Below are 26,366 nucleotides of genomic sequence, written 5' to 3'. Positions count from 1 at the left end.
CGTCAAGGACATGAGGACCGGGCTGATATCCATACGTTGGGGAGCGTTGCTCTCCGGTCTGCTGCTGTCCCTCGGTGCGACTGCCCTGGTGGCCGCACCGCAGGCATCGGCCGCCACCGGAGTCGCGGCGGTGGCGGAAGCCCTCAAGGAGGGACCCGTCTACGTCGATCCGCGGGCCGCGGCGCAGCTGCCCGAGGCCGAGGCCGATGCCCTGGCCCAGAAGATCAAGGACGCCGACAAGCCGGTCTTCGTCGCCGTGCTCCCGGCCACCGCCGACTTCCCGCAGGACAAGGTGCTCGCCGCGGTCCGTGCGGAGACGGGCATCACCGGGCTGTACGCGATCCGGCTCGGTGACGGCTTCAACGCCGGTGCCGACCGGGCCGTCATGCCGCCCAACGCCGTGCGCAACCTCACCGAGGCGGTCAAGACGGGGACCCCGGTCGACGCGAACACCCAGCTCAACAACTTCGTGGACCAGGCCCTGACCCAGACCAGGGGCAGCGCCCCCGACTCCTGGGATACCGGCGGAGCCGCCGCCGGCGTCCCGGTCGGCGGTCTGGTCACCCTCGGCGCGGTGGCCGTGATCGGCGGTGGCGGCGCCTACGCGCTGGTCCGCCGGAACCGCAGGAAGAAGGAAGAGGCCCGGCGCGAGGCCGTCGAGCGGCTGAGTGTGGTCGTCGACGAGGACATCACGGCCTTCGGCGAGGAGCTGGAGCGCCTGGACTTCCGCCCCGGCGAGCCCGGCGCCGACGATGCCATGCGCGAGGACTACGCCCGCGGGCTCGACTCCTACGACAAGGCCAAGCAGATCATGGCCTCCGTCCGGTATCCGGAGGAGGTCACCGGGGTGACCCAGGCCCTGGAGGACGGCCGGTACGCCCTGGCCTGTCTGGACGCGCGCCGACAGGGCGAGCCGGTGCCCGAGCGCCGCGCGCCCTGCTTCTTCGACCCGCGCCACGGGCCGAGCACCGAGGACGCGACGTGGGCCCCCGCCGCGGGGGCCGCGCGTACGGTGCCCGTCTGCACGGCGGACGCGGTGCGGCTGCGCGACGGGCTGGATCCGGCCGTCCGCACGGTCGACACCGACCGCGGACCGCGGCCCTACTACGATGCCGGCCCGGCGTACGGGCCCTGGGCCGGCGGCTACTTCGGCGGCGGCATCCTGCCCGGCCTGCTCGTGGGCACCATGCTCGGTTCGGCCATGTCGACGCCCGCGTACGCCGCGGACTACGGCGGTGGCACGGGTGACGGCTACGGCGGCGGGGACTTCTCCGGGGCCGACTTCAACCCGTCCGACTTCGGCGGCGGGGACTTCGGCGGCGGGTTCGACGGGGGCGGGTTCGACGGGGGCGGCTTCTAGTCCGTGCCGCCCCCGGGCCGCCGTGCTGCGGTCAGGCCTGCTTGATGGCGGAGATGTCGAAGGTCAGCTTCACCTTGTCGCTGACCACGACGCCGCCCGTCTCCAGCGCCGCGTTCCAGGTCAGGCCCCAGTCCGAGCGCAGGATGTCGGTGCTGCCCTCGAACCCGACGCGCTGGTTGCCGTACGGGTCGGTGGCGGAGCCGTTGAAATCCAGGTCGATGGAGAGCGGACGGGTGACGTCCCGGATGGTGAGGTCGCCGGTGATCCGGTAGGTGTCGCCGCCGAGGAACGCGGCTCCGGTGGAGCGGAAGGTCATCAGCGGGAAGGTCTCGGCGTCGAAGAAGTCGGCGCTGCGCAGGTGGCCGTCGCGGTCGGCGATGCCGGTGTCCACGGAGGCGATCTTGACGTCGATGGCGGCGGTGGAGCGGGCCGGGTCGGAGCCGTCCAGGTGCAGGGTCCCTTCGTGGTCGGCGAAGGAGCCGCGGACGTTGGTCACCATCGCGTGCCGGACGGTGAATCCGATGCTGCTGTGGGCCGGGTCGATGACGTAGTCGCCGGTGAGGGCGGCGAGCGCCGGGTCCACGTCCAGGGTGGCGACGGCGGTGGTGTTCTCCTGGGTGCGGCGGTTGAAGAGGCCCATGACCTGCTCCTCGGTGGTGGTGGTGGGTGGGTGCGGGAAGGCTAATCGTTGAAACTTCAACGACTTCGACACCGTCGAGAGTAGAGGCGCTCCGTTCAAATTTCAACTACTGGTCGGGGTGTCGGGGATTTCTGTGAAGGTCCTACAACGAGGGATGGCCCCATCTGGCGGAGTCCTTAATTCCCAGGGCTGTTCTGTGCGGGCCGGACAGCGGAAGACTCCCGAGACTGTGCGGAATGAACGGAGGTTTTTCATCACGATCTTCGTAAGGTCGGTACATGACCGTTGTGGACCAGATCCCGAGCGAGCCGACGGACGCCCGTGGGCGCGTGGCCGAGCTGCACTCCCTGCGCGAGCAGGCGCGGCGTGGACCGAGTGACCGTGCGACCGAGGCCCAGCACGCGAAGGGCAAGCTGACGGCGCGCGAGCGCATCGCACTGCTCCTCGACGAGGGTTCCTTCCGGGAGGTCGAGCAGCTGCGCCGCCACCGCGCGACCGGCTTCGGCCTCGAGAACAAGAAGCCGTACACCGACGGTGTCATCACCGGCTGGGGCACGGTCGAGGGCCGCACGGTCTTCGTCTACGCGCACGACTTCCGGATCTTCGGCGGCGCCCTGGGCGAGGCCCACGCCACCAAGATCCACAAGATCATGGACATGGCCATCGCGGCCGGTGCTCCGCTGGTCTCCCTCAACGACGGCGCCGGCGCCCGCATCCAGGAGGGCGTCTCCGCCCTGGCCGGCTACGGCGGCATCTTCCAGCGCAACACCAAGGCCTCCGGCGTCATCCCGCAGATCTCGGTGATGCTCGGCCCGTGCGCCGGCGGAGCCGCGTACTCCCCGGCCCTGACGGACTTCGTCTTCATGGTCCGCGACACCTCGCAGATGTTCATCACCGGCCCGGACGTGGTCCGCGCGGTGACCGGCGAGGAGATCACCCAGAACGGCCTCGGCGGCGCCGACGTGCACGCCGAGACCTCGGGCGTCGCGCACTTCGCGTACGACGACGAGGAGACCTGCATCTCCGAGGTCCGCTACCTCATCTCGATGCTCCCCTCGAACAACCGCGAGAACCCGCCCGTCCACGAGACGAGCGACCCGGCGGACCGCCGCAGCGAGGTCCTCCTGGACCTGGTCCCCGCGGACGGCAACCGCCCGTACGACATGCACAAGGTCATCGAGGAGCTCGTCGACGACGGCGACGTCCTGGAGATCCACGAGCGCTGGGCCCGCAACATCGTCTGCGCCCTGGCGCGCATGGACGGCCAGGTCGTCGGCATCGTCGCCAACCAGCCCGCGCACCTCGCCGGTGTCCTCGACATCGAGGCCTCCGAGAAGTCCGCGCGCTTCGTCCAGATGTGCGATGCCTTCAACATCCCGATCATCACGCTGCTGGACGTGCCCGGCTTCCTCCCGGGCGTCGACCAGGAGCACGGCGGCATCATCCGCCACGGCGCCAAGCTGCTGTACGCGTACTGCAACGCCACCGTCCCGCGGATCTCGCTGATCCTGCGCAAGGCCTACGGCGGCGCTTACATCGTCATGGACTCCCAGTCCATCGGCGCCGACATCACCTACGCCTGGCCCACCAACGAGATCGCCGTGATGGGCGCCGAGGGCGCTGCCAACGTCATCTTCCGCAAGCAGATCGCGGACGCCGAGGACCCCGAGGCCATGCGCACGCGCATGGTCAAGGAGTACAAGTCCGAGCTGATGCACCCGTACTACGCGGCCGAGCGCGGCCTCGTCGACGACGTCATCGACCCCGCCGAGACCCGCGAGGTGCTCGTCAGCGCCCTCGCGATGCTCCGCAACAAGCACGCCGATCTGCCGTCCCGCAAGCACGGCAACCCGCCGCAGTAACCGCGAAGGAGATCTGCCACCCCATGACCAACGCCTCTGACACCCTGCTGCGCGTCGAGAAGGGCAACGCCGCCCCCGAGGAGCTGGCCGCGATCACCGCGATCCTCCTCGCGCGCGCGGCCGCCACGCCCGAGGAGACCACGGCCCGGCTGCCGCGCCAGGCCGGATGGCGCCGCCTGGAGCGCACCCCGGGCTTCCGCGCCCCGCACAGCTGGCAAGGCTGAGCCCCGGGCTCCTGAAAAGCCGCCGAAGGCCCCGCACCCGTCCAGGGTGCGGGGCCTTCCGCGTGTCGGCACGGGTGTCGGCGCCCGTACGGCCGTGCCTGCCCGGGGGGCTCCGCGGAATGCGCGTACGGCAAAGGCCCCCGCGTCGTGGACGCGGGGGCCGGCCGGATACGGCTGCCGCCTACCGCAGACGTGCCATGAGGGCGTGCTCGACGAGCGTGATCAGCGCGCTCTTGGCGTCCGCGCGGTGGCGGGCGTCGGTGGTGATGATCGGGGCGTCCGGGCCGATCTGCAGGGCCTCGCGGACTTCCTCCGGCGTGTAGGGCTGGTGTCCGTCGAAGCCGTTGAGGGCGATGACGAAGGGCAGGCCGCTGTTCTCGAAGTAGTCGACCGCGGGGAAGCAGTCGGCGAGGCGGCGCGTGTCGACGAGCACGACGGCCCCGATGGCGCCGCGGACGAGGTCGTCCCACATGAACCAGAAGCGGTCCTGGCCGGGCGTGCCGAACAGGTAGAGGATCAGGTCCTGGTCGAGCGTGATGCGGCCGAAGTCCATGGCGACCGTGGTGGTCGTCTTGTCACCGGTGTGGGTGAGGTCGTCGATGCCCGCGCTCGCGGACGTCATGACGGCTTCGGTGCGCAGCGGGTTGATCTCGGACACGGCTCCGACGAACGTGGTCTTGCCCACGCCGAAGCCGCCCGCCACCACGATCTTCGCGGAGGTGGTGGAGCGGGGAGCCGCTCCGCCGTTAGAGCTTGCGAAGTCCACTGAGCACCCTTTCGAGCAGTGTCACGTCTGGCTGGCCACCGGCAGACTCGTCGCCGCCGGGCTGGTGAATGGCGACAAGGCCCGCCTCCGCCAGGTCGGCTACGAGAATGCGGGCGACACCAAGAGGAATGGAGAGGAGTGCCGAGATCTCCGCGACGGATTTGATCTCCTGGCACAGGCGGCAGATGCGCTGGTGCTCGGGCAACTGCCCTTGCAGACGAGCGGGATCCGCCGTGGTACTGACCAGCGCCTCGATGGCGAGCTGGTAGCGCGGCCGAGTACGGCCGCCGGTCATCGCGTACGGACGCACCAGCGGGTTGTGGGCCTTCGGGGCCGGCTGCCGCGCGGCACGCGGAGGCACCTGACCGGGCATCTGGGGCTGCTGGGGCTGTCCGTACTGCTGGTAGTGGTTCTGCTCCGGCACGGGCCGGCTTGGCGCGGAGGGGAAGTTGAAGCGGTTCTGGTCGTGCCCACCCTGCGGCTGCTGCGAGCCGCCATAAGGATGTCCTCCGGGTGTTGTCACGTCTCCTCCTCCGACTCCAAGAACGCAGTACTCCCTGTGGAGCCGCGCCACCGCACCCTACGGTGCGATGGCGCGAAACGCACTGCTTGTTTGCTAGTTGAGAAGGCTCCCCTGCAGTTCGGCGCGCAGGTCCGGGGTGAGGACACTGCCCGCGCGATCGACCAGAAGGGCCATCTCGTAGCCCACGAGGCCGATGTCGCACTCCGGGTGCGCCAGCACCGCGAGGGACGATCCGTCGGAGACGGACATGAGGAACAGGAATCCCCGGTCCATCTCGACCACGGTCTGGTTGACGGCGCCGCCCTCGAAGATGCGGGAGGCACCGGCGGTCAGCGAGGTCAGACCGGAGGCCACGGCCGCCAGCTGATCGGCGCGGTCGCGGGGGAATCCGTCGGACATCGCCAGAAGGAGGCCGTCGGCGGAGACCACCACCGTGTGCGACACCCCGGGGGTGTTGTCCACGAAGTTGGTGATCAACCAGTTCAGGTTCTGTGCCGCCTGGCTCATCGGGCTCACACTAACGCTCCTGGTCATAGCTGTTACTTGACTGCTCAGTACCCGCGCTGCGTCCCTGCTGGACACCCCGCCGCAGGTTGCTCAACCTGCCGCGGACGTCCTCCGGAGCGCGGGAGACCTGGGGGCCGCCCTGCGGGGTCGTCTCCGCTGCACCCTCGACCAGGTTGGCCTTGGGCACTCGCCGAGGGAGGCCGGACGAGGTGACCCCGCCCGCCTTCGGCTCACGGAGTTTGGCGGCCTGCTGCCAGCGCTCGTCGTTACCCGAGCGCCACGGCGTGCCACCGTCCTGGTCCTGCTCCGCCGCCGCGGCCTGGCGCTGACGCGGCGACCGCTGCTCGAAGAGGGACCCGGAGGACTCCGCTTCCTGCTGTGCCGACTGCCACTGCTGCTGGCTGCCGCGTCGCGGCAGGCCCGCCCCGGTCATTTCGTGACCGGTGTCGGCAGCGGCGCCCGGACGGTCGAAGCCTACGCGCTCTGCGGCCGGTTCGGGGACGGCCTGGGATTCCGATTCAGTCCCGTAATCCTGCTGGTAGGCAGCCGGATACGTGTTCTGTTCGGGCCACTCGGCTTGCCCCGACTGGGCTTCGTAGCTTCCGTCGTAGCTCTGCGTGCTCGCCTGCTGGTCCGGGTAGCCGTCTTCCGTATAGGCGTAGTCCTGCTGCGGGTACGCCTCGTACCCAGGCTGCGCACCCTGTCCGTCGTACGCGGGTTCGTATCCCTGCTCGGACTGCTGCTCGTAACCCTGGTACGGCTGGTACCCGTGCTCGGGCTGAGGTTCCGGATAGTCCTGGCCGCCCTGGTCGGCGTAGCCCTGCTGCTCCTGCGGGAAGCCGACCTGGGCCTCCAGCGCGGCCCGCCGCTCCTCGCGGCCGAGCGAACGCCCGACCGGGTCGAGGCCGTGCGGCTCGCCGCCCTGCTCGTAGCGCGAGTCGTCGAAGCCGAGCTCCGCGGCCGTGCGCATCGGAGCGGCCTGCTGGGCCTTCTGCTCCGGAATGATCTGGGAGACCGTGAAGTCGTCGTCCGGGATGCCCTCGCCACCGCCACCGTGCGTGATCGCGTCGGGAAGCATGATCAGCGAAGTGGTGCCCGCGGCCTCGCCCGAGGGACGCAGCTGGACGCGGATGTTGTGGCGGTCCGCCAGCCGGCCGACCACGAACAGACCCATGCGCTGCGAGATGGCGGCGTCCACGGTCGGCGGGTTGGCGAGCTTGTGGTTGATGTCCGCGAAGTCCTCGGCGGTGAGGCCGATGCCCTTGTCGTGGATCTCGACCATCACGCGGCCGTCGGGCAGACGCGTGGCGTTGACGCGGACCTTGGTCTGCGGGGAGGAGAAGGTGGTGGCGTTCTCCAGCAGCTCGGCGAGCAGGTGCACGAGGTCGGTCACGGCCTGGCCGTGGATCTCGGCCTCGGAGACACCGGAGAGCTCGATGCGCTCGTACTGCTCCACCTCGGAGGAGGCGGCGCGGAGCACGTCGACGAGGGGCACCGGCTGGTCCCAGCGGCGGCCCGGCTCCTCGCCCGCGAGGATGAGGAGGTTCTCGCCGTTGCGGCGCATGCGGGTGGCCAGGTGGTCCAGGCGGAAGAGGTTCTCCAGCTGGTCCGGGTCGGCCTCGTTGTTCTCCAGGTCGGTGATCAGGGTCAGCTGGCCCTCGATCAACGACTGGTTGCGGATGGAGAGGTTCGTGAAGATCGCGTTGACGTTGCCCCGCAGCAGCGCCTGCTCCGCGGCGAGCCGCACCGCTTCGCGGTGGACCTGGTCGAAGGCGCGGGCGACCTCACCGATCTCGTCCTGCGAGTCGATCGGGATCGGCAGTACGCGGGTGTCGACCTTGCCCGGATCGGCGCGCGAGAGCTGGTCGACGAGCGACGGCAGGCGCTGCTCGGCGACGTCGAAGGCGGCGGTGCGCAGGGTGCCCATGGCACGGCCCATCTGGCGGGCCATCATGCCGGCCAGGATGAAGGCCGCCAGCAGGGCCACGACGACGATGGCGCCGTTGGTGATGGCGTCGGCGCGGGCGTCGTCGGAGACCGCCACGGCGTCGTTGACGGCCTTCTCGAGGAGTTCCTTCTCGATCTCGTCGTAGCCGTCGAACTTGGAGGTGGCGGCGAACTGCCACGCCGCAGGCGTAGTGCCACCCTCGATGATCTTCTTCTTGGGCTCGCCGCTGGCGATCGCCTCGGTCATGCCGGTCAGGATCGACTTGTTGACCGGCGAGACGGGCGGGGTCTTGAAGGGGGTGCCGGCCTGCTCGGCGGCGGCCTTGGCCTCGGCGAGCTTGGCGGCGCCCTCTTCGGACTTCTTCGCCATGACCGTCTTCAGACGGTTCACGTCCTCCTCGGTACCCGCCGCGACGTACTCGCCGATGGCGATGTCCTCGAGGTAGGCGTACGAGGAGAAGGCCACGAGCTGGGCCTTGCGGGTGTTCTCGTCGGTGCTCGGGCGCACCAGCAGGTGCGTGCCGACGGAGCGCTGGAGCGAGTTCGCCGCCTTGGCCAGCTGGATCGCGTAGACCATGCGGCCGTACGAGGTCACGTTCCCGGTGCCGAGACCGAGCTCGTTGGCGAACTGCATGAGGTAGTGCTGGACGGTGACGTAGCCCTCTTCGGTCGGAATCGGGCCGAACGAAGAAGGCGGGTTCTTCTTGGGGCTCTCGATACCGGCCTGGTAGGCCGTCTGGCGGACGTCCGTCAGCTTGGGCTCCTCCGCGCGGAAGAGCTCCAGGCGCCGCTCCATACCCTGGTTCTCGGGCAGGTTCTTGACGGCCTCGTCGAACTTCTCCTTGGCCGCGCCGGTCGCCGCGTAGGCCTTGCTGACCCTGGCGTCGTTGGTCTGGCCGTTCAGGAGCGGCTCGGCAGTGAGGTCACGCTCGTTGAGCAGTGCCTGGCTGTACTCCGAGGCGGCCTGGACGACCCGGGCTATCTGCTCGGCGTCCTTGGCCTCGTTCCAGGTGTCGACGGAGCCCTTCACCTGGAAGCCGCCCATGACCAGGCCCACGAGGGCCGGCACGAGCAGGATGGCGTTCAGGCGGGTCGGCACGCGCCAGTTGCGGGGAGAGAACCTGCTGGTGCTCCCGCTCTTCACCGGCGGTTCCACGGGCACGTCGGCGGGCGACGCGGCCGCTCGCGGCGGCGGGGTGAAGTTGCCGCGCGCGGATTCATCCGCGGGGCTTGCGTTGCTTCGCCTCACTCGACCAACAACCTCTCGGCGGTACTACTAGCTAGTTCGTTGAATTCCAGCACGGTTGACGGCCCTGTTCCAAACAGTTGAAATCCGTGAGTCCTGGAGACCTATGCCTCACATAAACCGGACATAAAGAGCGTCCCGCTGCAAATGTCGGGTGGGTTGTGAGCACAGCGGTACCAGCCGAACGCATCCCGTTGCCAACCGGCTTCAATTCTCTGTCGAAACGTTATGAACGACAGGGGCGGGCCGTGTCATAGGACACAGCCCGCCCCTGTCGTACGGCAGTTGGCGCCGCACCGCCGCCCGGGCCCGTTACTTCAGACGTGCCATGAGGGCGTGCTCGACGAGCGTGATCAGCGCGCTCTTGGCGTCCGCGCGGTGGCGGGCGTCGGTGGTGATGATCGGCGCGCCGGGCCCGATCTGCAGGGCCTCGCGGACTTCCTCCGGCGTGTAGGGCTGGTGCCCCTCGAAGCCGTTGAGAGCCACCACGAAGGGCAGGCCGCTGTTCTCGAAGTAGTCGACCGCGGGGAAGCAGTCGGCGAGGCGGCGCGTGTCGACGAGCACGATCGCCCCGATGGCGCCGCGGACGAGGTCGTCCCACATGAACCAGAAGCGGTCCTGGCCGGGCGTGCCGAACAGGTAGAGGATCAGGTCCTGGTCGAGCGTGATGCGGCCGAAGTCCATGGCGACCGTGGTGGTCGTCTTGTCACCGGTGTGGGTGAGGTCGTCGATGCCCGCGCTCGCGGACGTCATGACGGCTTCGGTGCGCAGCGGGTTGATCTCGGACACGGCTCCGACGAACGTGGTCTTGCCCACGCCGAAGCCGCCCGCCACCACGATCTTCGCGGAGGTGGTGGAGCGGGGAGCCGCTCCGCTAGATGTTCCGAAGGCCACTGAGCACCCTTTCGAGCAGCGTTACATCCGGCGTGCCGCCGGCCTCTCCATTGCCTGGCTGGTGGATGGCCACCATGCCGGCCTCGGCCAGGTCGGCCACGAGGATGCGCGCCACACCGAGTGGCATGGACAGCAGCGCGGAGACCTCGGCGACCGACTTGACCTCGCGGCACAGGGTGCAGATGCGCTGGTGCTCGGGGAGCAGGCCGGACAGGTGCATCGGATCGGCGGTGGTGCTGACCAGCGCCTCGATGGCGAGCTGGTAGCGGGGCCGGGTCCGGCCGCCGGTCATCGCGTAGGGACGCACCAACGGCTGATCGCCTTCCGAGTACGAATCTCCGTACGCATCGGGGTAGGCGGGGGGCGGGGTCATGGATCCTCCGGGCTGGACAGCAGTGGTCAGCGTGCCGTCTGACGGGGCGGCCGGTGGGGGGAGCGGTATGACGGCCTGGCGGTGGTACTGGATTCCGGGGCGTGGGCCCCGGTCCCCCGGCCGGTAGTACCGTCCGGCCGGGGGAGGGGAAGTCAGCCGAGCAGGCTTCCCTGCAGTTCGGCGCGCAGGTCCGGGGTGAGGACACTGCCCGCGCGATCCACCAGAAGAGCCATCTCGTAGCCCACGAGGCCGATGTCGCACTCCGGGTGCGCCAGCACGGCCAGCGAGGACCCGTCGGAGACGGACATGAGGAACAGGAATCCCCGGTCCATCTCGACCACGGTCTGATTGACGGCGCCGCCCTCGAAGATGCGGGAGGCACCGGCGGTCAGCGAGGTCAGACCGGAGGCCACGGCCGCCAGCTGATCGGCGCGATCGCGGGGGAAACCCTCGGACATGGCCAGAAGGAGGCCGTCGGCGGAGACCACCACCGTGTGCGACACCCCGGGGGTGTTGTCCACGAAGTTGGTGATCAACCAGTTCAGGTTCTGTGCCGCCTGGCTCATCGAACTCAACTATCGCTCCTGCTGGTAAGTGGGGTCGATGTGGTAACTGCCGGTCGTCTGGCTGTTGTTGCCAGCCTGACGGCCCTGCTGGATACCGCGTCGGAGGTTGGTCAGACGGCCGCGGACGTCGTCCGGCGCCCGCGAGACCTGCGGACCCGCCTGCGCGTCGGCCTGCTGCTGCGCGGTGCCGGCCACGAGGTTCGCCCGCGGGACCCGGCGGGGCAGCCCCGACGTCGTGATGCCGCCCGCGGCGGGCTGGCGCACGCGCTCGGCCTGCCGCATCAGCTCGTCGTTCGGGGAGGACTTCCAGCTTACGGTCGGCATGCTGCCGGTCGTCGTCTGGGCCTGGTCGGCCGCGTGCTCCTGGCCGCGCTGCGGCAACTGGTGCTGCTGCGGGGCCGTCGGTGCGGACTGCTGCGGCTGGTGGGGTACGCCCGGGACCTGCGCGGGGGACTGCTGCCCCTCCTCGCGGAACCAGTTCGACTCCAGGGTGTCGAAGATCGGGCTGCGGGCCTCGCCGGAGCTCTGGGCCGGCGGCAGTGCCTCGGGCCGCTGCGGCTGGGGCAGTCGCGGGGCCTCGGGCTGGGCAGGCGCGTACTCGCCACCGGGCCGCTGGGCCTGGGGCTGGCGGGCGAACCCGCCGACACCGGGGCCGCCGGGCCGCTGGGGCTGGTAGCCCGGCCGCTCGAACTGGCCGGTGGTGGACGGGTCGACGGGGCCCCGCACGTCCGGACGCTCGAACTGCCCGGTGGTGCTGCCCGCGCCGTCGCCCTGAGGCATCGGGGCGTTGAAGTCCGGGCGCGCGAACTCCGACGTCGAGCCGGGGCCCGAGAGCTCGTCGTGGCCGCGGGCCTGGTCGGAGCCCCAACTGGTGGCCTGCGGGCCGGGCAGCTCCGGACGGGCGCCGCCGCGCGGCGGCAGTTGACCGCCCGGGGCCTGGGCCGCGGGACCGGTCGGCTGCTGCTGAGCCTGCTGCGGCTGGTGCTGCTGCGGACGCTCGAAGCCACTGCCCTGCTGGAAGCCGGAGCCGCCGGGGGAGGCCGGACGGCCCTGCGGGCCGCCGCCGTAGCCGACGCTGGGCACCGGGCCGCGCGTCGGCAGCGGGCCGGAACCGAAGGCACCCTGGCCCTGTCCCGCGGTGGTCTGGCCCGGCTGCGGACGGACGCCGGGAGCACCCGGACCGCCCTGCTGCGGGGGCCGGCCCCCCTGGGGACGCTGCGGGCCGGGAGCGCCGTCCCGACCGGGCAGGGCGGCGCGCTGGCCACCTCCGCCGACCTGGCCGCGCTGCGGGCCCGCGCCCACGGTGGGACGTGCGCCCGGACCGGGCACGGAAGCCTGGCCGGCAGAACCGCCCTGGGTACCGGGTCCGCCCTGGGCACCGCCCTGGCCCGGCGTCGGGCCAGGCTTCTTGCCGCCCTGGGCGACGTCGACCGGGAGCATGACGAGGGCCGTCGTACCACCCGAGTCGGAGGGACGCAGCTGGATGCGGATGCCGTGTCGCAGGGACAGGCGGCCGACCACGAACAGACCCATGCGGCGGGAGACGGAGACGTCCACGGTGGGCGGCGACGCGAGCCGCTCGTTGATCGCGGCGAGGTCCTCGGGGGAGAGGCCGATACCGGTGTCGTGGATCTCGACGAGCACGCGGCCGTCGGGCAGCGCGTGGCCGGTGACCTTGACCTTGGTCTGCGGGGAGGAGAACGAGGTGGCGTTCTCCAGCAGCTCTGCGAGCACGTGCACGAGGTCGTTGACGACGCGGCCGGCGACATCGGTGCCGGGCACCGAGGCCAGCTCGACGCGCTCGTACTGCTCCACCTCGGACGCGGCGGCGCGGAGCACGTCGACGAGCGGGACGGGGCGGGTCCACCGGCGGCCCGGCTCCTCGCCCGCGAGGACGAGGAGGTTCTCGCCGTTACGGCGCATGCGGGTCGCGAGGTGGTCGAGCTTGAAGAGGGAGGACAGCTGGTCCGGGTCGGCCTCGCGTGACTCCAGCTCGGAGATGAGCGAGAGCTGACGCTGGATGAGGCCCTGCGAGCGGCGCGAGAGGTTGGTGAACATCGCGTTGACGTTGCCTCGCAGAAGTGCCTGCTCGGCAGCGAGGCGGACGGCCTCGCGGTGCACGTCGTCGAACGCCGCGGCCACCTGGCCGATCTCGTCGCGGGTGTGCACGCCGACCGACTCCACCGAGGTGTCCACGTCCTGCGGGTCGGACTCGGAGAGCTGCTTGACGAGCTCGGGCAGACGGTCCTGGGCGACCCGGGTCGCGGTGTCCTGCAGGCGGCGCAGCGAGCGGATCATCGAGCGGGCCATGACGAAGGCGCCGACGATGGAGACACCGAGGACGAGGAGGATCAGCGCACCGTTGATGATGGCGTCCTGCTGGGCCTCGTTCTTCAGCTCGCGGGCCTTCTGCTCCATCTCCTCCAGGAGGGTCAGCTCGATGACCTTCATCGCCTGGAGCTTGGTGCCGTCGGCGTCGTACCAGTCCAGCCAGGACCGGTTCTTCTCGCGGAGGAAGGCGTCCTGGCTGGCCAGCACGCGGCGGGCGTAGTGGTCCGCGCTGGAGATCTCGGAGTTGCTGTCGCCCAGGCCCGCGAGGAGCTCCTCGGTGCGGCCCTGGTAGACGAGCTCGAAGGTGGTCTTCGCCTGCTGCTCGCCCTTCTGGGCGGAGAGGGCGTAGAGACGGTCGTTCTCCTCGAGCTTGCCCTGCTTGTCCGAGGTCTCGGGCAGCGAGGCGGCGATGATCGCGCGCTGGATGGAGGCGTATTCCTTGGCGGCGGAGAACGCGGCCAGGGCACGGGTACGCTTGATCATCTCCGGGTTGGAGGTGGCCTGCGCCATGTCCTGGGAGAGCGAGAGCAGCGAGACGATCATCGCGTTGTACTCGCTGACGGTCTGCTGGGCGCCGTTGACGTACGCCTTGTCGCGGATCGTCTTGAGGTTGGCGACCTGACGGCCGATCTGCAGCACGTTGTTGCGGATCGACTTGAGGGTGTCGTCCCGCTCCCCCGTGCTGTCGATCCGGTCGGTCGCGGCGGCGAAGGCTTCGACGGCGGTGTCGGTCTGCGTGCGCGCACCGTCGACACTGCTGTTGGTCTTGCCCTGCGACAGCGACAGCGGACCCGCGGAGAGGTCGCGCTCCTCCTGGAGCATGGCGGCCAGGTTGGTGGCCTGACGCGTCATGGTCGTCAGCAGCTGCATGTGCTCCAGCTGCGCGATCTCGTTGAGCGAGTCGTTGATACGGAAGCCACCGAGCGTGGTGGCGGCGACGACCGGCAGGGTCAGCAGCGACACGAGTCGCGTGCTGATGCGCCAGTTCTGCATGGCGAGGCGAGAACCGGGCCCGCTGGGGGCCTTGGGTATCGCCGCGTCATGCTCGGCCGCACCGGCCTTGTCCTTGTCCTTGGCCTTCAAGGCCTTGACGGACTTCACGCGGCCCTTGGCCTTCACCGCAGCGGCAGCGTCGGGGCCTGCGCCTTCGACGGCCGGCCCGCGGTTCTGGGCGTGCTGGGGCGAGGAGCCACGGTCGGTCCCGCCGCGCGGCTCCTGCTCCGCCGCAGCTTCCCCACGGCCCTGGCGGGCCTGGGGAGACCCCTTGCCATCCCTCTTGAATCGTCCCTGCACTAGCGTCGCAACCTCTGGACCAGGCGCCCCGCCGGGTGAACGGCGGAACGGTGTCGAGTCGTGGGGCGCTTTCGGCCCCATGGTGGTCGTCGGTGACCGGCGCGTCTCCCTTTCTTTCCGCCGCTCGGCGCTGAGTCGCGCCACCTGCGCGCCGGACTGAGTCCCGCGGCGGTCCCGCGAATTCCAGCACAGTGGCGGATCTCCAACAAGGTGCGCGTGGTCCCCCGGAGAGTCGGTCACGGCTTGTGACGCTCGCGCTACACGATGTGTGACCGCATTCGGTTGAAAACGGACTTACGTCATCCAAACAACGCGGCTGTCAAGGTGTCCCAGTCGCGATGATCAGGAGCGGAATGACGCATTCAGTGGCGCAATGTCCGTTTCTTCGCCCCTCGTTGACTGTCCTTTATGGGGGCAATGTCCGGTCGCGGGTGAGCAAACTCACATAGCCGTGGCCATTACTTCCCGGTTCGCCGGGGGATTCAGATGTTTAGCCTTGCCCCTTGAAGGGTTGGCGTCAGGGCCGGTCTCTCGCGCCCGCCGACATCCACAGGACCGAACCGAGGACCCCGAACTCCGATGAAGACCACGACGATGTTCCGCAACATAGCCAACCCCCGCCGCACCACCCTCGCGCACCTCAAGGACGCCGAGGAGCTGCAGGCGGCACCGGCCTCCCCGGAGCACGCCGTCGAGCTGCCGACGCAGACCGCCAACCCCCGGCGCACCGTCCTGATGGACGCGCCGGTCGCCGCCGCGCAGTAAGCCGTCCCGCACGGAACGTGAGGCGCTGCCGCCTGCCGCGTTAGCCTGGGGAACGCAGACTCCAGCCAGCGGAAATACAGAGGGGCAGACGCAACACGTGCGCATCGCCAGGTTCTCGATCGACGGCAATGTCGCGTTCGGCGCGGTCGAGGGCGACGCCGCCCCCGGCAACGAAGCGTCGCTCGTGCTCGACATCATCAAGGGCATCCCGTTCGCGGACTTCGAGCTCTCGGGCACCAAGGTCCCGCTGAGCAAGGTCCGGCTCCTGCCGCCCGTGCTCCCGAACAAGGTCGTGGCCATCGGCCGCAACTACGCGGAGCACGCGGCAGAGCTCGGCAACGAGGTCCCGGACGCCCCCATCACCTTCTTCAAGCCGTCCACCTCGGTGGTCGGCCCGGGTGACCCGATCACCTACCCCTCCTTCTCCCAGGACCTGCACCACGAGGCGGAGCTCGCCGTGGTCATCGGCCGCATGTGCCGAGAGGTCCCCAAGGAGCGCGTCAGGGACGTCATCCTCGGCTACACCTGCGCCAACGACGTCACGGCGCGCGACGTCCAGCAGCGGGAGAAGCAGTGGGCCCGGGCCAAGGGCTTCGACAGCTCCTGCCCCCTCGGCCCGTGGATCGAGACCGACCTCGACCCGAGCGACCTGGCCATCCAGTGCACGGTCAACGGCCGGCAGCGCCAGCTGGGCCGCACCAGTGACATGGTCCGCTCCATCGAGGACCTGGTCGTCCACATCACCGAGGCCATGACGCTGCTCCCCGGCGACGTCATCCTCACGGGGACCCCGGCCGGAGTCGGCCCCCTCAACGTCGGCGACGAGGTCGCCGTCACCATCGAAGGCATCGGCACTCTCACCAACAAGGTGATCAAGCGTGGTTAACGGACCAGTCCGCGTACGTTTCTGTCCCTCCCCGACCGGCAACCCCCATGTGGGCCTGGTCCGCACCGCCCTCTTCAACTGGGCGTTCGCGCGCCACCACGGCGGTACGTTCGTCTTCCGCATCGAGGACACCGACGCGGCCCGCGACTCCGAGGAGTCCTACGACCAGCTGCTCGACTCGCTGCGCTGGCTCGGCTTCACGTGGGACGAGGGCCCCGAGGTCGGCGGCCCGCACGCCCCGTACCGCCAGTCCGAGCGCATGGACATCTACCGGGACGTCGCGCAGAAGCTGCTGGACGGCGGCTATGCCTACCACTGCTACTGCAGCACCGAGGAGCTCGACGCGCGCCGCGCCGCCGCCCGCGCGGCCGGCAGGCCCTCCGGCTACGACGGCCACTGCCGCGAGCTCAGCACCGTCCAGATCGAGGCGTACCAGGGCGAGCACCGCCCCGCGATCGTCCGCTTCCGGATGCCCGACGAGCCCATCACCTTCACCGACCTGGTCCGCGGCGAGCTGACCTTCACCCCGGAGAACGTGCCGGACTTCGGCATCGTCCGGGCCAACGGCGCCCCGCTCTACACCCTGGTCAACCCCGTGGACGACGCGCTGATGGAGATCACGCACGTCCTGCGCGGCGAGGACCTCCTCTCCTCGACCCCGCGCCAGATCGCCCTCTACGCGGCGCTGATCGAGCTGGGCGTCGCCAAGGGCACCCCCGCCTTCGGACACCTGCCGTACGTGATGGGCGAGGGCAACAAGAAGCTGTCCAAGCGCGACCCCGAGGCCTCGCTCAACCTGTACCGCGAGCGCGGCTTCCTCCCCGAGGGCCTGCTGAACTACCTCTCGCTCCTCGGCTGGTCCTTCTCCAAGGACCAGGACGTCTTCTCGATCGAGGAGATGGTCCGGAAGTTCGACATCGACGGCGTGAACGCCAACCCGGCGCGCTTCGACCTCAAGAAGGCCGAGTCGATCAACGGCGACCACATCCGCCTGCTCGACCCGAAGGTGTTCGCGGACCGCTGCGCCCCGTGGCTGCAGGCTCCGCACGCCAACTGGGAGCCCGAGGACTTCGACGCGGAGGCCTGGGAGCGCATCGCGCCGTACGCCCAGACGCGGGTGGGCGTACTGTCGGAGATCACCGCCAACGTCGACTTCCTGTTCCGCAAGGAGCCCGTCGAGGACCAGGCCTCCTGGGACAAGGCGATGAAGGGCGAGCCGGCGGCCCTGCTGACCACCGCCCGCGAGAAGCTGGCCGGCGCCGACTGGTCTGACCCCGAGTCCCTCAAGCAGGCCGTCCTGACCGCCGGTGAGGCCCACGGCCTCAAGCTCGGCAAGGCCCAGGCCCCCGTCCGCGTGGCCGTCACCGGCCGCACGGTCGGCCTGCCGCTCTTCGAGTCCCTGGAGATCCTGGGCAAGGAGCGCTCGCTGGCCCGCATCGACGCGGCCCTGGCCAAGCTGGCCGGCTGAGCCGCGCGTCCCCGTACGTCCCGCAGGGGGCGGCGTCCGTACCCCGGCCGCCGCCCCCTGCGGCGTTCCGCCCGCGGTGCGCAGAGCCTGCCCGGCAGCGGACCGGCGGTGCCGCGGAAACGGCCGCCACGCGCCCGCGGGACCGTGCCGCGCACCCCGTCCCGTGACGGACTTCCCCGTCGCGGCCCCCGCGCGGGTGCCCGCGGCGTAGGCTCGGGCACATGCCGATCCGCGCCGTGCTGTGGGACATCGACGACACCCTCTTCGACTACACGGGGGCCGACGCGACCGGGCTCGCCGCACAGCTGGGGGCCGTCCGACCGGCCGGGTGGCACGGGACGCCCGCACAGGCACTCGCCCGCTGGCGGGAGATCACCGACCGTCACTGGGCGCGCTTCGCGGCGGGGGTGGGCACCTTCCAGGGGCAGCGGCAGGAGCGGGTGCGGGAGTTCCTCGACGAGCCCGGGATGACCGAGGCCGAGGCCGACGCCTGGTTCGACAGTTACGTCGAGCACTACAAGGCCGCCTGGACGGTCTTCCCCGACGTGGTTCCGGCGCTCGACGCCCTCGCGGCCGGGTACCGGCACGGGGTGCTCTCCAACTCCTCCGCCGCCAACCAGGACCCCAAGCTGCGCCACCTGGGGCTGCGCGAGCGCTTCGAGGTGCTGGTCTGCGCCGTCGAACTCGGTGTGAGCAAGCCCGAGGCGGAGGCGTTCCTGGCCGCGTGCGAGGCGCTCGGACTGCCGCCGGGGGAGGTGGCGTACGTGGGGGACCAACCCGAGATCGACGCGCGCGGAGCCCGTGACGCGGGGCTGCTGGCCGTCTGGATCGACCGGGCCGGCGGCCGGGGTCCGGGACCCGAGGGGGCGCACCGCATCGAAGGCCTTGACCGACTGCCGGAGCTGCTGGCACGGGATACCCGTTTTGGAGCACGGTCAGGCATCCGGTAATGTTCTTTCTGCGCCGCCGGAGCGGGCCGAAAGGCCGGACGGAGGCGCCACTCGAAACAAAAGCCCCAAGGGCTTGACTTTCGGTGGGGTATAGTGTAATTGGCAACACGAGGGTTTCTGGTTCCCTTATTCTAGGTTCGAGTCCTGGTACCCCAGCGCAGTGCAGCAGTAACGCAGTGCTTTGCCCCCGTTGTGTAGCGGCCTAGCACGCCGCCCTCTCAAGGCGGTAGCGCCGGTTCGAATCCGGTCGGGGGTACAGATCCTTCCCGCAAGATCTCCTTTGGGTAGCTCCCGGACGTCTTGATGCAGGATCGCTAGGGCCCCCGTTGTGTAGCGGCCTAGCACGCCGCCCTCTCAAGGCGGTAGCGCCGGTTCGAATCCGGTCGGGGGTACTGGTCTGGTATAGACCACATTGGGCTATGGTGTAATTGGCAACACGAAGGTTTCTGGTTCCTTTGTTCTAGGTTCGAGTCCTGGTAGCCCAGCGCAGTACAAGCAAGCCCCCGTTGTGTAGCGGCCTAGCACGCCGCCCTCTCAAGGCGGTAGCGCCGGTTCGAATCCGGTCGGGGGTACGCATGGAAGAGGCCCTCCGCGTTCACCGCGGAGGGCCTCTTCGCTGTGTTCCGTCGGGCCGGCGCGGACGCAAGTGCGGGCCCGGCGGCGCGTGTTCGGACGTGTGCGGCGTCGTACGCGCCCCCGGGCCCGGGGGTGAAGGGATGGGGGGCCGGCGTCAGCCGGAGCGGCGCAGCGCCTCCGTCAGCCGTGCAGCCGCGTCGATGACGGCCTGGGCGTGCATGCGGCCCGGGTGGCGGGTCAGCCGCTCGATCGGCCCGGACACCGACACCGAGGCCACCACGCGGTTCGACGGCCCGCGCACCGGCGCCGAGACGGATGCCACACCGGGCTCCCGCTCGCCGATCGACTGCGCCCAGCCGCGGCGCCGTACGCCCGAGAGAGCCGTCGCCGTGAAGCGCGCGCCCTGCAGGCCGCGGTGGAGGCGCTCGGGCTCCTCCCAGGCCATCAGGATCTGGGCGGCCGAGCCGGCCTTCATCGGCAGCGTGGAGCCGACCGGGACGGTGTCCCGAAGGCCCGACAGTCGTTCCGCCGCCGCCACGCAGATACGCATGTCTCCCTGGCGACGGTAGAGCTGTGCGCTCTCGCCCGTCACATCACGGAGGTGGGTGAGTACCGGTCCCGCCGTGGCCAGCAGTCGGTCCTCGCCGGCCGCGGCGGCGAGCTCCGCCAGCCGCGGGCCGAGGATGAACCGGCCCTGCATGTCCCTCGCCACCATCCGGTGGTGTTCCAGTGCCACGGCAAGGCGATGTGCCGTGGGTCGTGCGAGCCCTGTCGCCGCGACCAGCCCGGCGAGGGTGGCCGGACCGGACTCCAGTGCGCTCAATACCAGAGCTGCCTTGTCGAGAACGCCGACGCCGCTAGAGTTGTCCATGAAACGATATTCACGTCTCACACTGTGAAACGCAAGTTCAATTTTTCCAAGAACCAGCGAGTCTGTATGTGCGGGTCCACGAACCACTGGGTCCGAGCCGTCGTCCGGGACGTGGGGTACGGGCGTCTGGCGGCACGAGATCTCTATGAAGCGCCGGCACAACCCGCCGGCCGGAGGGAAAGCGATGGGTAGGACACTCGCGGAGAAGGTCTGGGACGACCATGTCGTCCGGCGCGCCGAGGGCGAGCCCGACCTCCTCTTCATCGATCTGCACCTGCTGCACGAGGTGACCAGCCCGCAGGCCTTCGAGGGGCTGCGCCAGGCCGGCCGCAAGGTCCGGCGCCTCGACCTCACCATCGCGACCGAGGACCACAACACCCCCACCCTCGACATCGACAAGCCGATCGCGGACCCGGTCTCCCGGGCGCAGCTGGAGACGCTGCGCAGGAACTGCGCCGAGTTCGGTGTGCGCCTGCATCCGCTGGGCGACGTCGAGCAGGGCGTGGTCCACGTCGTGGGGCCGCAGCTGGGGTTGACCCAGCCGGGCATGACGGTGGTCTGCGGTGACTCGCACACCTCCACGCACGGTGCCTTCGGTGCGCTGGCCTTCGGTATCGGCACGAGTCAGGTCGAGCACGTGCTGGCCACCCAGACCCTGCCGCTGGCCCGTCCGAAGACCATGGCGATCACGGTCACCGGAGAGCTGGCCGACGGGGTCACCGCGAAGGACCTGATCCTGGCGATCATCGCGAGGATCGGCACCGGCGGTGGCCAGGGCTACATCCTGGAGTACCGCGGCGAGGCCGTCGAGAAGCTCTCGATGGAAGCCCGCATGACCATCTGCAACATGTCGATCGAGGCCGGCGCCCGGGCGGGCATGATCGCCCCCGATCAGACCACCTTCGACTACCTCCGGGGCCGCGACCACGCCCCGGTGGGCGAGGACTGGGACGCGGCCGTCGCGTACTGGAAGACCCTGCGCACCGACGAGGACGCGGTCTTCGACGCCGAGGTCGTCATCGACGGCTCCGCGCTGTCCCCGTTCGTCACCTGGGGCACCAACCCGGGCCAGGGCGCGCCGCTGTCGGCCAGCGTCCCCGACCCGGCTTCGTACGAGGACGCTTCGGAGCGCCTCGCCGCCGAAAAGGCCCTGGAGTACATGGGGTTGACCGCCGGGCAGCCGCTGCGCGACATCACGGTCGACACCGTCTTCGTAGGTTCCTGCACCAACGGCCGCATCGAGGACCTGCGCGCCGTGGCCGGGATCATCGAGGGCCGCAAAGTCGCCGACGGGGTACGGATGCTCGTCGTTCCGGGGTCGGTCCGCGTGGCCCTCCAGGCCGTGGAAGAGGGCCTGGACAAGGTCTTCAAGGAGGCCGGGGCCGAGTGGCGGCACGCGGGCTGTTCGATGTGCCTGGGCATGAACCCCGACCAACTGGCGCCCGGTGAACGCTCCGCGTCCACCTCCAACCGCAACTTCGAGGGCCGGCAGGGCAAGGGCGGGCGTACCCACCTGGTGTCCCCGCAGGTGGCCGCCGCCACAGCGGTGCTGGGCCATCTGGCCTCGCCCGCCGACCTGTCCGCCGCCGACGCGACCGCCGGAGTCTGAACCATGGAAGCCTTCACCGTCCACACCGGCCGGGCCGTCCCGCTGCGCCGCAGCAACGTCGACACCGACCAGATCATCCCGGCCCACTGGCTCAAGAAGATCACCCGCGACGGCTTCGAGGACGGGCTCTTCGAGGCCTGGCGCAAGGACCCGGAGTTCGTCACGAACCGTCCGGAGCGCGCCGGTGCGACCGTGCTCGTCGCCGGCCCCGACTTCGGCACCGGATCCTCGCGCGAGCACGCCGTCTGGGCCCTGCAGAACTTCGGCTTCAAGGCGGTCATCTCCTCCCGCTTCGCCGACATCTTCCGCGGGAACTCGCTGAAGAACGGCCTGCTGACCGTGGTCCTGCCGCAGGAGACCGTCGAGCGTCTGTGGAAGCTGACCGAGGCCGACCCCACCGCCGAGATCACCGTCGACCTCGTCGACCGCCAGGTGCGCGCCGAAGGCGTCGTGGCCGAGTTCGAACTCGACGACAACGCCCGCTGGCGCCTCCTCGAAGGCCTCGACGACATCTCGCTCACCCTTCAGAACGAAGCGGACATCGCCACCTACGAAAGCACCCGCCCCGCCTTCAAACCGAGCACGATTCAGGCCTGATTCCTGCCTGATCAGCGCTTATTCAGCCCCGGCTGATCGCGTCGACAACACCGTGCCCCCCGCCCTCCGGCGGGGGGCACAGTCGTTTGTTGAGGCCCCGTGAGGCGACAACTCGCCCCAGATGGCACAATCTGTGCATGGAACGCGACAGTCAACTCGAGCTCTACGAACTCGTCGCGGACCGGCTGAAAGAAGCACACACACGGGTGCGCTCACTGCAAGTCCCGGAGGGCGTAAGGATGGCGCTGTCCCGGAAGCTGTTGGTCGTCACGGCCGCGGCGAAGCACGATCTCGCCGATGCGGCAAGGCGCCTGGACAGGTTGATGAAGGACCTCGACGAGGGTCGATTCCCTGAAGGCGACTGATGCGAAGGAACTCCGTAACCGCCTCCGGCGTTGCGGCACTAGGGTGATTAGCCCGTTTCGTGTTTGATTTGCGGTATATATCCGCCTAACGTGCGAAATAAGCTTGAACACATTCGTTCTGGCGAAGTCTCCGAAGGGGAAGACGTGAACAAGGCGCAGCTCGTAGAAGCGATTGCCGACAAGCTGGGCGGCCGCCAGCAGGCCGCGGACGCTGTCGACGCGGTACTGGACGCCATCGTCCGCGCTACCGTCGCGGGCGACCGGGTCTCGGTCACGGGCTTCGGCTCGTTCGAGAAGGTCGACCGTCCGGCCCGTTACGCCCGCAACCCGCAGACGGGTGAGCGCGTCCGGGTCAAGAAGACCTCGGTGCCCCGATTCCGAGCCGGCCAGGGCTTCAAGGACCTGGTCAGCGGCACCAAGAAGCTGCCCAAGGGCGGCGAGGTGTCGGTGAAGAAGGCGCCGAAGGGCAGCCTCACCGGCGGTGCCTCCGCGACGGTCAAGAAGGCCGCCGCGAAGAAGGCCACCACCGCCAAGAAGGCGGCGGCAAAGACCACGGTCGCAAAGAAGACCGCGGCGAAGAAGACCACCGCGACCGCCAAGAAGACGGCGGCGAAGAGCACGGCCGCGGCGAAGAAGGCGACGGCGACCGCCAAGAAGACCACCACCGCCAAGAAGGCCACGGCCGCGGCGAAGAAGACCACCGCCGCCGCGAAGAAGACCGCCCCGGCGGCCAAGAAGGCCACCGCGGCGACGAAGGCGCCGGCCAAGAAGACGGCGACCCGCAAGGCCACCGCGAAGAAGACCACCGCCCGCAAGAAGTAGGGGCACGAGTCACACACGCCGGGCCGGCTTCCCTCCTCGGGGAAGCCGGCCCGCGGTGCGTTCCGGGGTCGCCGGGTGCCCCGCGGACGCCGTGCCGGACCGGTTCAGAAGGTCTGGAGCGTGATCAGCGTGATCCGCAGCTCCGCGCCCGCGCCGTCCGTCTCGATGCGGACCCGCTGTCCGGGACGCAACAGCCGCAGACCGCCCGCGTCGAACGCCGGGGCCTCGAAGGACACCGGGGTGCCGTCGTCCAGCAGCACACTGCCGCTGCGGGTCTGGGAGTCGTACGTGTACGCGGTCGCCTGCATAGCCGCACTGTATCGGGCCGTGTGACGCCCCACGCCCAGGGCGAGCGCCGTCCGCAGGTCCGCCGCGGTGTCCACATCCCTTCGCACGCTGTCGACGTCCGTCAGTGCGATTTCGACGGCCCCCGAGGCGGAATGCCTCGCCCGCGAAGGGCCCCCGAAGGAAGGGGCCAATTCCACGTCCGCCGCTGCGGAAAGCAGAGTCGTCCCGATTCCGGCGGCATCCGCCAGAAATGCGCGTGGAAATACCGAGGCGTTTTCGAGCACGCGTAGCAATTCCGGGGGTCGCAGTGCCGGAAGGTCGGCGTTCATCGCCGCGACCGCGGCGGCGGGCCGCCGTTCCCGCGCCGCCCGTGCACCGTGGACCAGGGCCGCGTTGAGCCCGGCCGCCGGGACGTCCGGGACGATCCGCGCCCCCAACCTGGCCAGTTCCACCCCGGCCGCGGGATCGTCCGTGACCACCACCACGTCCGCGACCGCGGCGCAGGCCAGCGCCCCCGCGACGGTGTCCTGGGCGAAGGCCAGGGCCAGACCCGGGCGTGAGGCCCCCACCGCTGCCGCCAGACGGCTCTTGGCCACCGACAGGGGCTTCAACGGGACCACCAGACTCCAGACGGCGTTCGTGTCGGACCCCTTTCCTCCGGTGCGCGCCGCGCCCTCCCCGGGCCAAGGACAGGTCATGGCCGGGTCATGTGTCGGCCCATTGTCGCCTTTGCCCGGGCAGCCCGGGAGCCCGGCGGTGTGAGCGGGGCGTACCGTGTTCTCGACAGAGACCGGGCCCGGGGTGACACTTGTCCGGCCGACGACGAGGTGCCCCAGCCGCGCACCGGTCCTAGAGGAAGGTGTCCGAGTGTCCCGCCGCAGAATCGGCTTCTGGTACCGCCTGGCGGCGGTCATCGCAAAACCGCCGCTGGTAGTGCTCTTCAAGCGGGACTGGCGGGGAATGGAGCACATTCCGGCCGAGGGCGGCTTCATCACCGCCGTCAACCACAACTCGTACCTGGACCCGCTCTCCTACGCGCACTTCCAGTACAACACCGGCCGGGTGCCCCGACTGCTCGCCAAGGCCGCCCTCTTCAAGGTCCCCTTCGTCGGGGCGATCCTGCGCGGCAGCGGCCAGATCCCCGTCTACCGGGAGAGCACCAACGCCCTCGATGCGTTCCGGGCCGCCGTGGACGCGATCGAGCGCGGCGAATGCGTGGCCTTCTACCCGGAGGGCACCCTCACCCGCGATCCCGAGATGTGGCCGATGGCCGGCAAGACCGGCGTGGCCCGCGTCGCGCTGATGACCCGGGCCCCCGTCATCCCGGTGGCCCAGTGGGGAGCCAACCTGGTCATGCCTCCCTACGCCAAGGAGAACAAGGTCCGGCTGTTTCCGCGCAAGACCCTCCGGGTGCTCGCCGGACCGCCCGTCGACCTCTCCGCCTACTACGACCGGGAGCCGACTCCGGACGTCCTCAAGGAAGTCACCGAGGTGGTCATGGCGGCCATCACCGGCCTCCTGGAGGAGGTGCGCGGGGAGACCGCGCCCGCGCAGCCGTACGACCATCGCCACGCCAGGGCGGAACAGCGGCGCAAGGCCGCAGGGGAGGGCAAGAAGTGACACGTCCTACGAAGGCGACCGTCTTCGGCACGGGCTCCTGGGGCACGGCCTTCGCCATCGTGCTCGCCGACGCCGGCTGCGAGGTGACCCTGTGGGGCCGCCGCGGCGAGGTCGTCGACGCCATCAACACCGGCCGGACCAACCCGGACTACTTCCCCGACGTCGAACTCCCCGCGAACATCCGAGCCACCGGCGACCCGGCCGAGGCCGCCGCCGGCGCCGACTTCACCGTCCTGGCCGTCCCCTCCCAGACCCTGCGCGACAACCTGGCCGCCTGGGCGCCGCTGCTGGCCCCCGACACGGTCCTCGTTTCCCTCATGAAGGGCATCGAACTCGGCACCGCCAAGCGGATGAGCGAGGTCATCGAGGAGGTGGCCAAGGTCCCCGCCGAGCGCATCGCCGTCGTCACCGGCCCCAACCTGGCCGCCGAGATCGCCGCCCGCCAGCCCGCGGCCTCCGTCGTCGCCTGTGTGGACGAGGCCGTCGCCCAGCGCCTGCAGGCCGCTTGCCACACCGCCTACTTCCGCCCGTACACGAGCACCGACGTCATCGGCTGCGAGCTCGGCGGTGCCGTCAAGAACGTCATCGGCCTCGCCGTCGGCATCGCGGACGGCATGGGCCTCGGCGACAACACCAAGGGCTCGCTCATCACCCGCGGACTGGCCGAAGCGACCCGCCTGGGCGTGGCCATGGGGGCCGACCCGCTCACCTTCTCCGGCCTCGCGGGCCTCGGTGACCTGGTCGCCACCTGCTCCTCGCCCCTCTCCCGGAACCACACCTTCGGCACCAACCTCGGCCGCGGAATGACCCTGGAGGAGACCATCGCGGTCACCAAGCAGACCGCCGAGGGAGTCAAGTCCTGCCAGTCGGTGGCCGATCTGGCGGGCCGCCACGGGGTCGACATGCCGATCACCGAGACGGTCGTGGACATCGTCCATCACGGCAAGCCCACCCTCGTGGCCCTGAAGGAGCTGATGGGCCGCAGCGCCAAACCGGAACGTCGCTGACTCCTTCCCG

Annotated in this window: 24 protein-coding genes and 5 tRNA genes; 18 read left to right on the top strand and 11 right to left on the bottom strand. The window is 70.0% G+C overall.

Features of this window, described 5'->3' with window-relative positions; all coding sequences use genetic code 11:
* The first annotated feature begins 10 nt into the window (after positions 1–10).
* On the top strand, positions 11–1,360 hold the full coding sequence (locus AW27_RS09245; RefSeq protein ID WP_037928221.1) for a hypothetical protein: 1,350 nt from the start codon (positions 11–13) through the stop codon (positions 1,358–1,360).
* A 31-nt stretch (positions 1,361–1,391) separates the two neighbouring features.
* Here the strand turns inward: AW27_RS09245 and AW27_RS09240 are convergent, their stop codons facing one another.
* On the bottom strand, positions 1,392–2,000 hold the full coding sequence (locus AW27_RS09240) for a YceI family protein (RefSeq protein WP_037928224.1): 609 nt from the start codon (positions 1,998–2,000) through the stop codon (positions 1,392–1,394).
* A 278-nt stretch (positions 2,001–2,278) separates the two neighbouring features.
* On the opposite strand from AW27_RS09240, the gene AW27_RS09235 reads away from it, so the two are divergent.
* Together AW27_RS09235 and AW27_RS09230 are read left to right on the top strand one after the other, a co-directional pair.
* Positions 2,279–3,862, top strand: a complete 1,584-nt coding sequence (locus AW27_RS09235) for an acyl-CoA carboxylase subunit beta (protein ID WP_037928227.1) — start codon at positions 2,279–2,281, stop codon at positions 3,860–3,862.
* 23 nt (positions 3,863–3,885) lie between these two features.
* Positions 3,886–4,086: an acyl-CoA carboxylase subunit epsilon gene (locus tag AW27_RS09230; RefSeq protein WP_037928229.1), complete on the top strand. Its 201-nt coding sequence runs from the start codon at positions 3,886–3,888 to the stop codon at positions 4,084–4,086.
* A 181-nt stretch (positions 4,087–4,267) separates the two neighbouring features.
* Here the strand turns inward: AW27_RS09230 and AW27_RS09225 are convergent, their stop codons facing one another.
* The 8 genes from AW27_RS09225 to AW27_RS09190 all read right to left on the bottom strand — a co-directional run bounded on the left by AW27_RS09225 (position 4,268) and on the right by AW27_RS09190 (position 14,532).
* Complete coding sequence (locus AW27_RS09225) at positions 4,268–4,852, bottom strand: GTP-binding protein (protein ID WP_007266770.1); 585 nt, start codon at positions 4,850–4,852, stop codon at positions 4,268–4,270.
* On the bottom strand, positions 4,833–5,375 hold the full coding sequence (locus AW27_RS09220) for a DUF742 domain-containing protein (protein WP_037928231.1): 543 nt from the start codon (positions 5,373–5,375) through the stop codon (positions 4,833–4,835). The genes AW27_RS09225 and AW27_RS09220 overlap by 20 nt, the downstream gene beginning before the upstream one ends.
* 93 nt (positions 5,376–5,468) lie before the next feature.
* On the bottom strand, positions 5,469–5,882 hold the full coding sequence (locus AW27_RS09215) for a roadblock/LC7 domain-containing protein (RefSeq protein ID WP_030037347.1): 414 nt from the start codon (positions 5,880–5,882) through the stop codon (positions 5,469–5,471).
* Positions 5,883–5,892: 10 nt separating this feature from the next.
* Entirely contained in the window at positions 5,893–9,078 is a 3,186-nt protein-coding gene (locus AW27_RS09210; protein ID WP_037928233.1) for a sensor histidine kinase, read from the bottom strand.
* Between the two features lie 309 nt (positions 9,079–9,387).
* Positions 9,388–9,969 carry a GTP-binding protein gene (locus tag AW27_RS09205; protein ID WP_046776286.1) on the bottom strand — a complete coding sequence of 194 codons (582 nt, stop codon included), beginning with the start codon at positions 9,967–9,969 and terminating at the stop codon, positions 9,388–9,390.
* The gene (locus AW27_RS09200; protein WP_030037344.1) at positions 9,950–10,342 is read right to left on the bottom strand and encodes a DUF742 domain-containing protein; all 393 of its coding nucleotides are present in this window, start codon (positions 10,340–10,342) and stop codon (positions 9,950–9,952) included. Before AW27_RS09200 ends, AW27_RS09205 begins: the two co-directional genes overlap by 20 nt.
* Before the next feature lie 152 nt (positions 10,343–10,494).
* A complete protein-coding gene (locus tag AW27_RS09195) occupies positions 10,495–10,908 on the bottom strand; it encodes a roadblock/LC7 domain-containing protein (RefSeq protein ID WP_030708442.1) in 414 nt (137 codons plus the stop codon).
* A 9-nt stretch (positions 10,909–10,917) separates the two neighbouring features.
* Positions 10,918–14,532: a nitrate- and nitrite sensing domain-containing protein gene (locus AW27_RS09190; protein WP_037928236.1), complete on the bottom strand. Its 3,615-nt coding sequence runs from the start codon at positions 14,530–14,532 to the stop codon at positions 10,918–10,920.
* A 579-nt stretch (positions 14,533–15,111) separates the two neighbouring features.
* On the opposite strand from AW27_RS09190, the gene AW27_RS09185 reads away from it, so the two are divergent.
* From AW27_RS09185 to AW27_RS09145, 9 genes are all read left to right on the top strand, one after another.
* On the top strand, positions 15,112–15,297 hold the full coding sequence (locus AW27_RS09185; RefSeq protein ID WP_037928238.1) for a hypothetical protein: 186 nt from the start codon (positions 15,112–15,114) through the stop codon (positions 15,295–15,297).
* A 97-nt stretch (positions 15,298–15,394) separates the two neighbouring features.
* Positions 15,395–16,183 (top strand): fumarylacetoacetate hydrolase family protein, encoded by a 789-nt coding sequence (locus AW27_RS09180; RefSeq protein ID WP_037928240.1) that lies wholly within the window; start codon positions 15,395–15,397, stop codon positions 16,181–16,183.
* Entirely contained in the window at positions 16,176–17,651 is a 1,476-nt protein-coding gene (gene gltX / locus AW27_RS09175; protein WP_052031265.1) for a glutamate--tRNA ligase, read from the top strand. The genes AW27_RS09180 and gltX overlap by 8 nt, the downstream gene beginning before the upstream one ends.
* 221 nt (positions 17,652–17,872) lie before the next feature.
* On the top strand, positions 17,873–18,601 hold the full coding sequence (locus AW27_RS09170; RefSeq protein WP_037928245.1) for an HAD family hydrolase: 729 nt from the start codon (positions 17,873–17,875) through the stop codon (positions 18,599–18,601).
* 84 nt (positions 18,602–18,685) lie between these two features.
* Positions 18,686–18,757, top strand: a tRNA-Gln gene (locus AW27_RS09165).
* A 27-nt stretch (positions 18,758–18,784) separates the two neighbouring features.
* Positions 18,785–18,857: transfer RNA gene (locus AW27_RS09160), tRNA-Glu, on the top strand.
* 63 nt (positions 18,858–18,920) lie between these two features.
* Positions 18,921–18,993: transfer RNA gene (locus tag AW27_RS09155), tRNA-Glu, on the top strand.
* 21 nt (positions 18,994–19,014) lie between these two features.
* A tRNA-Gln gene (locus AW27_RS09150) sits at positions 19,015–19,086 on the top strand.
* A 14-nt stretch (positions 19,087–19,100) separates the two neighbouring features.
* Positions 19,101–19,173 (top strand) — tRNA-Glu (locus AW27_RS09145).
* Between the two features lie 158 nt (positions 19,174–19,331).
* Here AW27_RS09145 and ndgR read toward each other — a convergent pair.
* A complete protein-coding gene (gene ndgR, locus AW27_RS09140) occupies positions 19,332–20,048 on the bottom strand; it encodes an IclR family transcriptional regulator NdgR (protein ID WP_007266782.1) in 717 nt (238 codons plus the stop codon).
* Between the two features lie 184 nt (positions 20,049–20,232).
* Between ndgR and leuC the strand changes: the two genes are divergently transcribed.
* The 4 genes from leuC to AW27_RS09120 all read left to right on the top strand — a co-directional run bounded on the left by leuC (position 20,233) and on the right by AW27_RS09120 (position 23,441).
* Positions 20,233–21,657: a 3-isopropylmalate dehydratase large subunit gene (gene leuC / locus AW27_RS09135; RefSeq protein WP_037931113.1), complete on the top strand. Its 1,425-nt coding sequence runs from the start codon at positions 20,233–20,235 to the stop codon at positions 21,655–21,657.
* 3 nt (positions 21,658–21,660) lie between these two features.
* Positions 21,661–22,254, top strand: coding sequence for a 3-isopropylmalate dehydratase small subunit (gene leuD, locus AW27_RS09130; RefSeq protein ID WP_304949850.1), 594 nt, complete (start codon positions 21,661–21,663; stop codon positions 22,252–22,254).
* 137 nt (positions 22,255–22,391) lie between these two features.
* Complete coding sequence (locus AW27_RS09125; protein WP_030009267.1) at positions 22,392–22,619, top strand: SCO5555 family protein; 228 nt, start codon at positions 22,392–22,394, stop codon at positions 22,617–22,619.
* A gap of 144 nt (positions 22,620–22,763) precedes the next feature.
* Positions 22,764–23,441, top strand: a complete 678-nt coding sequence (locus tag AW27_RS09120) for an HU family DNA-binding protein (protein WP_037928253.1) — start codon at positions 22,764–22,766, stop codon at positions 23,439–23,441.
* Between the two features lie 104 nt (positions 23,442–23,545).
* Here the strand turns inward: AW27_RS09120 and cofC are convergent, their stop codons facing one another.
* Positions 23,546–24,427, bottom strand: coding sequence for a 2-phospho-L-lactate guanylyltransferase (gene cofC / locus AW27_RS09115; protein WP_078557019.1), 882 nt, complete (start codon positions 24,425–24,427; stop codon positions 23,546–23,548).
* 169 nt (positions 24,428–24,596) lie between these two features.
* Here cofC and AW27_RS09110 point away from each other — a divergent pair, with 169 nt between their 5' ends.
* Positions 24,597–25,349, top strand: coding sequence for a lysophospholipid acyltransferase family protein (locus AW27_RS09110; RefSeq protein WP_037928255.1), 753 nt, complete (start codon positions 24,597–24,599; stop codon positions 25,347–25,349).
* Entirely contained in the window at positions 25,346–26,356 is a 1,011-nt protein-coding gene (locus AW27_RS09105; RefSeq protein ID WP_037928258.1) for an NAD(P)H-dependent glycerol-3-phosphate dehydrogenase, read from the top strand. The genes AW27_RS09110 and AW27_RS09105 overlap by 4 nt, the downstream gene beginning before the upstream one ends.
* The last annotated feature ends 10 nt before the right edge of the window (positions 26,357–26,366 follow it).

Source organism: Streptomyces sp. PCS3-D2 (genome assembly GCF_000612545.2).
In the GTDB taxonomy this organism is placed as follows: Bacteria; Actinomycetota; Actinomycetes; order Streptomycetales; family Streptomycetaceae; genus Streptomyces.
The sequence above is the reverse complement of the archived record's forward strand: the minus strand, read 5'-3'. Positions and strand labels throughout refer to the sequence as shown.

What these genes read in the sequence shown, in the direction of transcription:
- AW27_RS09230 (WP_037928229.1), top strand. Translation starts at nt 3,886, where the DNA reads ATGACCAACGCCTCTGACACCCTGCTGCGCGTCGAGAAGGGCAACGCC.
- AW27_RS09245 (WP_037928221.1), top strand. Translation starts at nt 11, where the DNA reads ATGAGGACCGGGCTGATATCCATACGTTGGGGAGCGTTGCTCTCCGGT.
- AW27_RS09240 (WP_037928224.1), bottom strand. Translation starts at nt 2,000, where the DNA reads ATGGGCCTCTTCAACCGCCGCACCCAGGAGAACACCACCGCCGTCGCC.
- AW27_RS09125 (WP_030009267.1), top strand. Translation starts at nt 22,392, where the DNA reads ATGGAACGCGACAGTCAACTCGAGCTCTACGAACTCGTCGCGGACCGG.
- AW27_RS09195 (WP_030708442.1), bottom strand. Translation starts at nt 10,908, where the DNA reads ATGAGCCAGGCGGCACAGAACCTGAACTGGTTGATCACCAACTTCGTG.
- AW27_RS09200 (WP_030037344.1), bottom strand. Translation starts at nt 10,342, where the DNA reads ATGACCCCGCCCCCCGCCTACCCCGATGCGTACGGAGATTCGTACTCG.
- cofC (WP_078557019.1), bottom strand. Translation starts at nt 24,427, where the DNA reads ATGACCTGTCCTTGGCCCGGGGAGGGCGCGGCGCGCACCGGAGGAAAG.
- AW27_RS09215 (WP_030037347.1), bottom strand. Translation starts at nt 5,882, where the DNA reads ATGAGCCAGGCGGCACAGAACCTGAACTGGTTGATCACCAACTTCGTG.
- AW27_RS09185 (WP_037928238.1), top strand. Translation starts at nt 15,112, where the DNA reads ATGAAGACCACGACGATGTTCCGCAACATAGCCAACCCCCGCCGCACC.
- AW27_RS09170 (WP_037928245.1), top strand. Translation starts at nt 17,873, where the DNA reads ATGCCGATCCGCGCCGTGCTGTGGGACATCGACGACACCCTCTTCGAC.
- leuD (WP_304949850.1), top strand. Translation starts at nt 21,661, where the DNA reads ATGGAAGCCTTCACCGTCCACACCGGCCGGGCCGTCCCGCTGCGCCGC.
- AW27_RS09235 (WP_037928227.1), top strand. Translation starts at nt 2,279, where the DNA reads ATGACCGTTGTGGACCAGATCCCGAGCGAGCCGACGGACGCCCGTGGG.
- ndgR (WP_007266782.1), bottom strand. Translation starts at nt 20,048, where the DNA reads ATGGACAACTCTAGCGGCGTCGGCGTTCTCGACAAGGCAGCTCTGGTA.
- leuC (WP_037931113.1), top strand. Translation starts at nt 20,233, where the DNA reads ATGGGTAGGACACTCGCGGAGAAGGTCTGGGACGACCATGTCGTCCGG.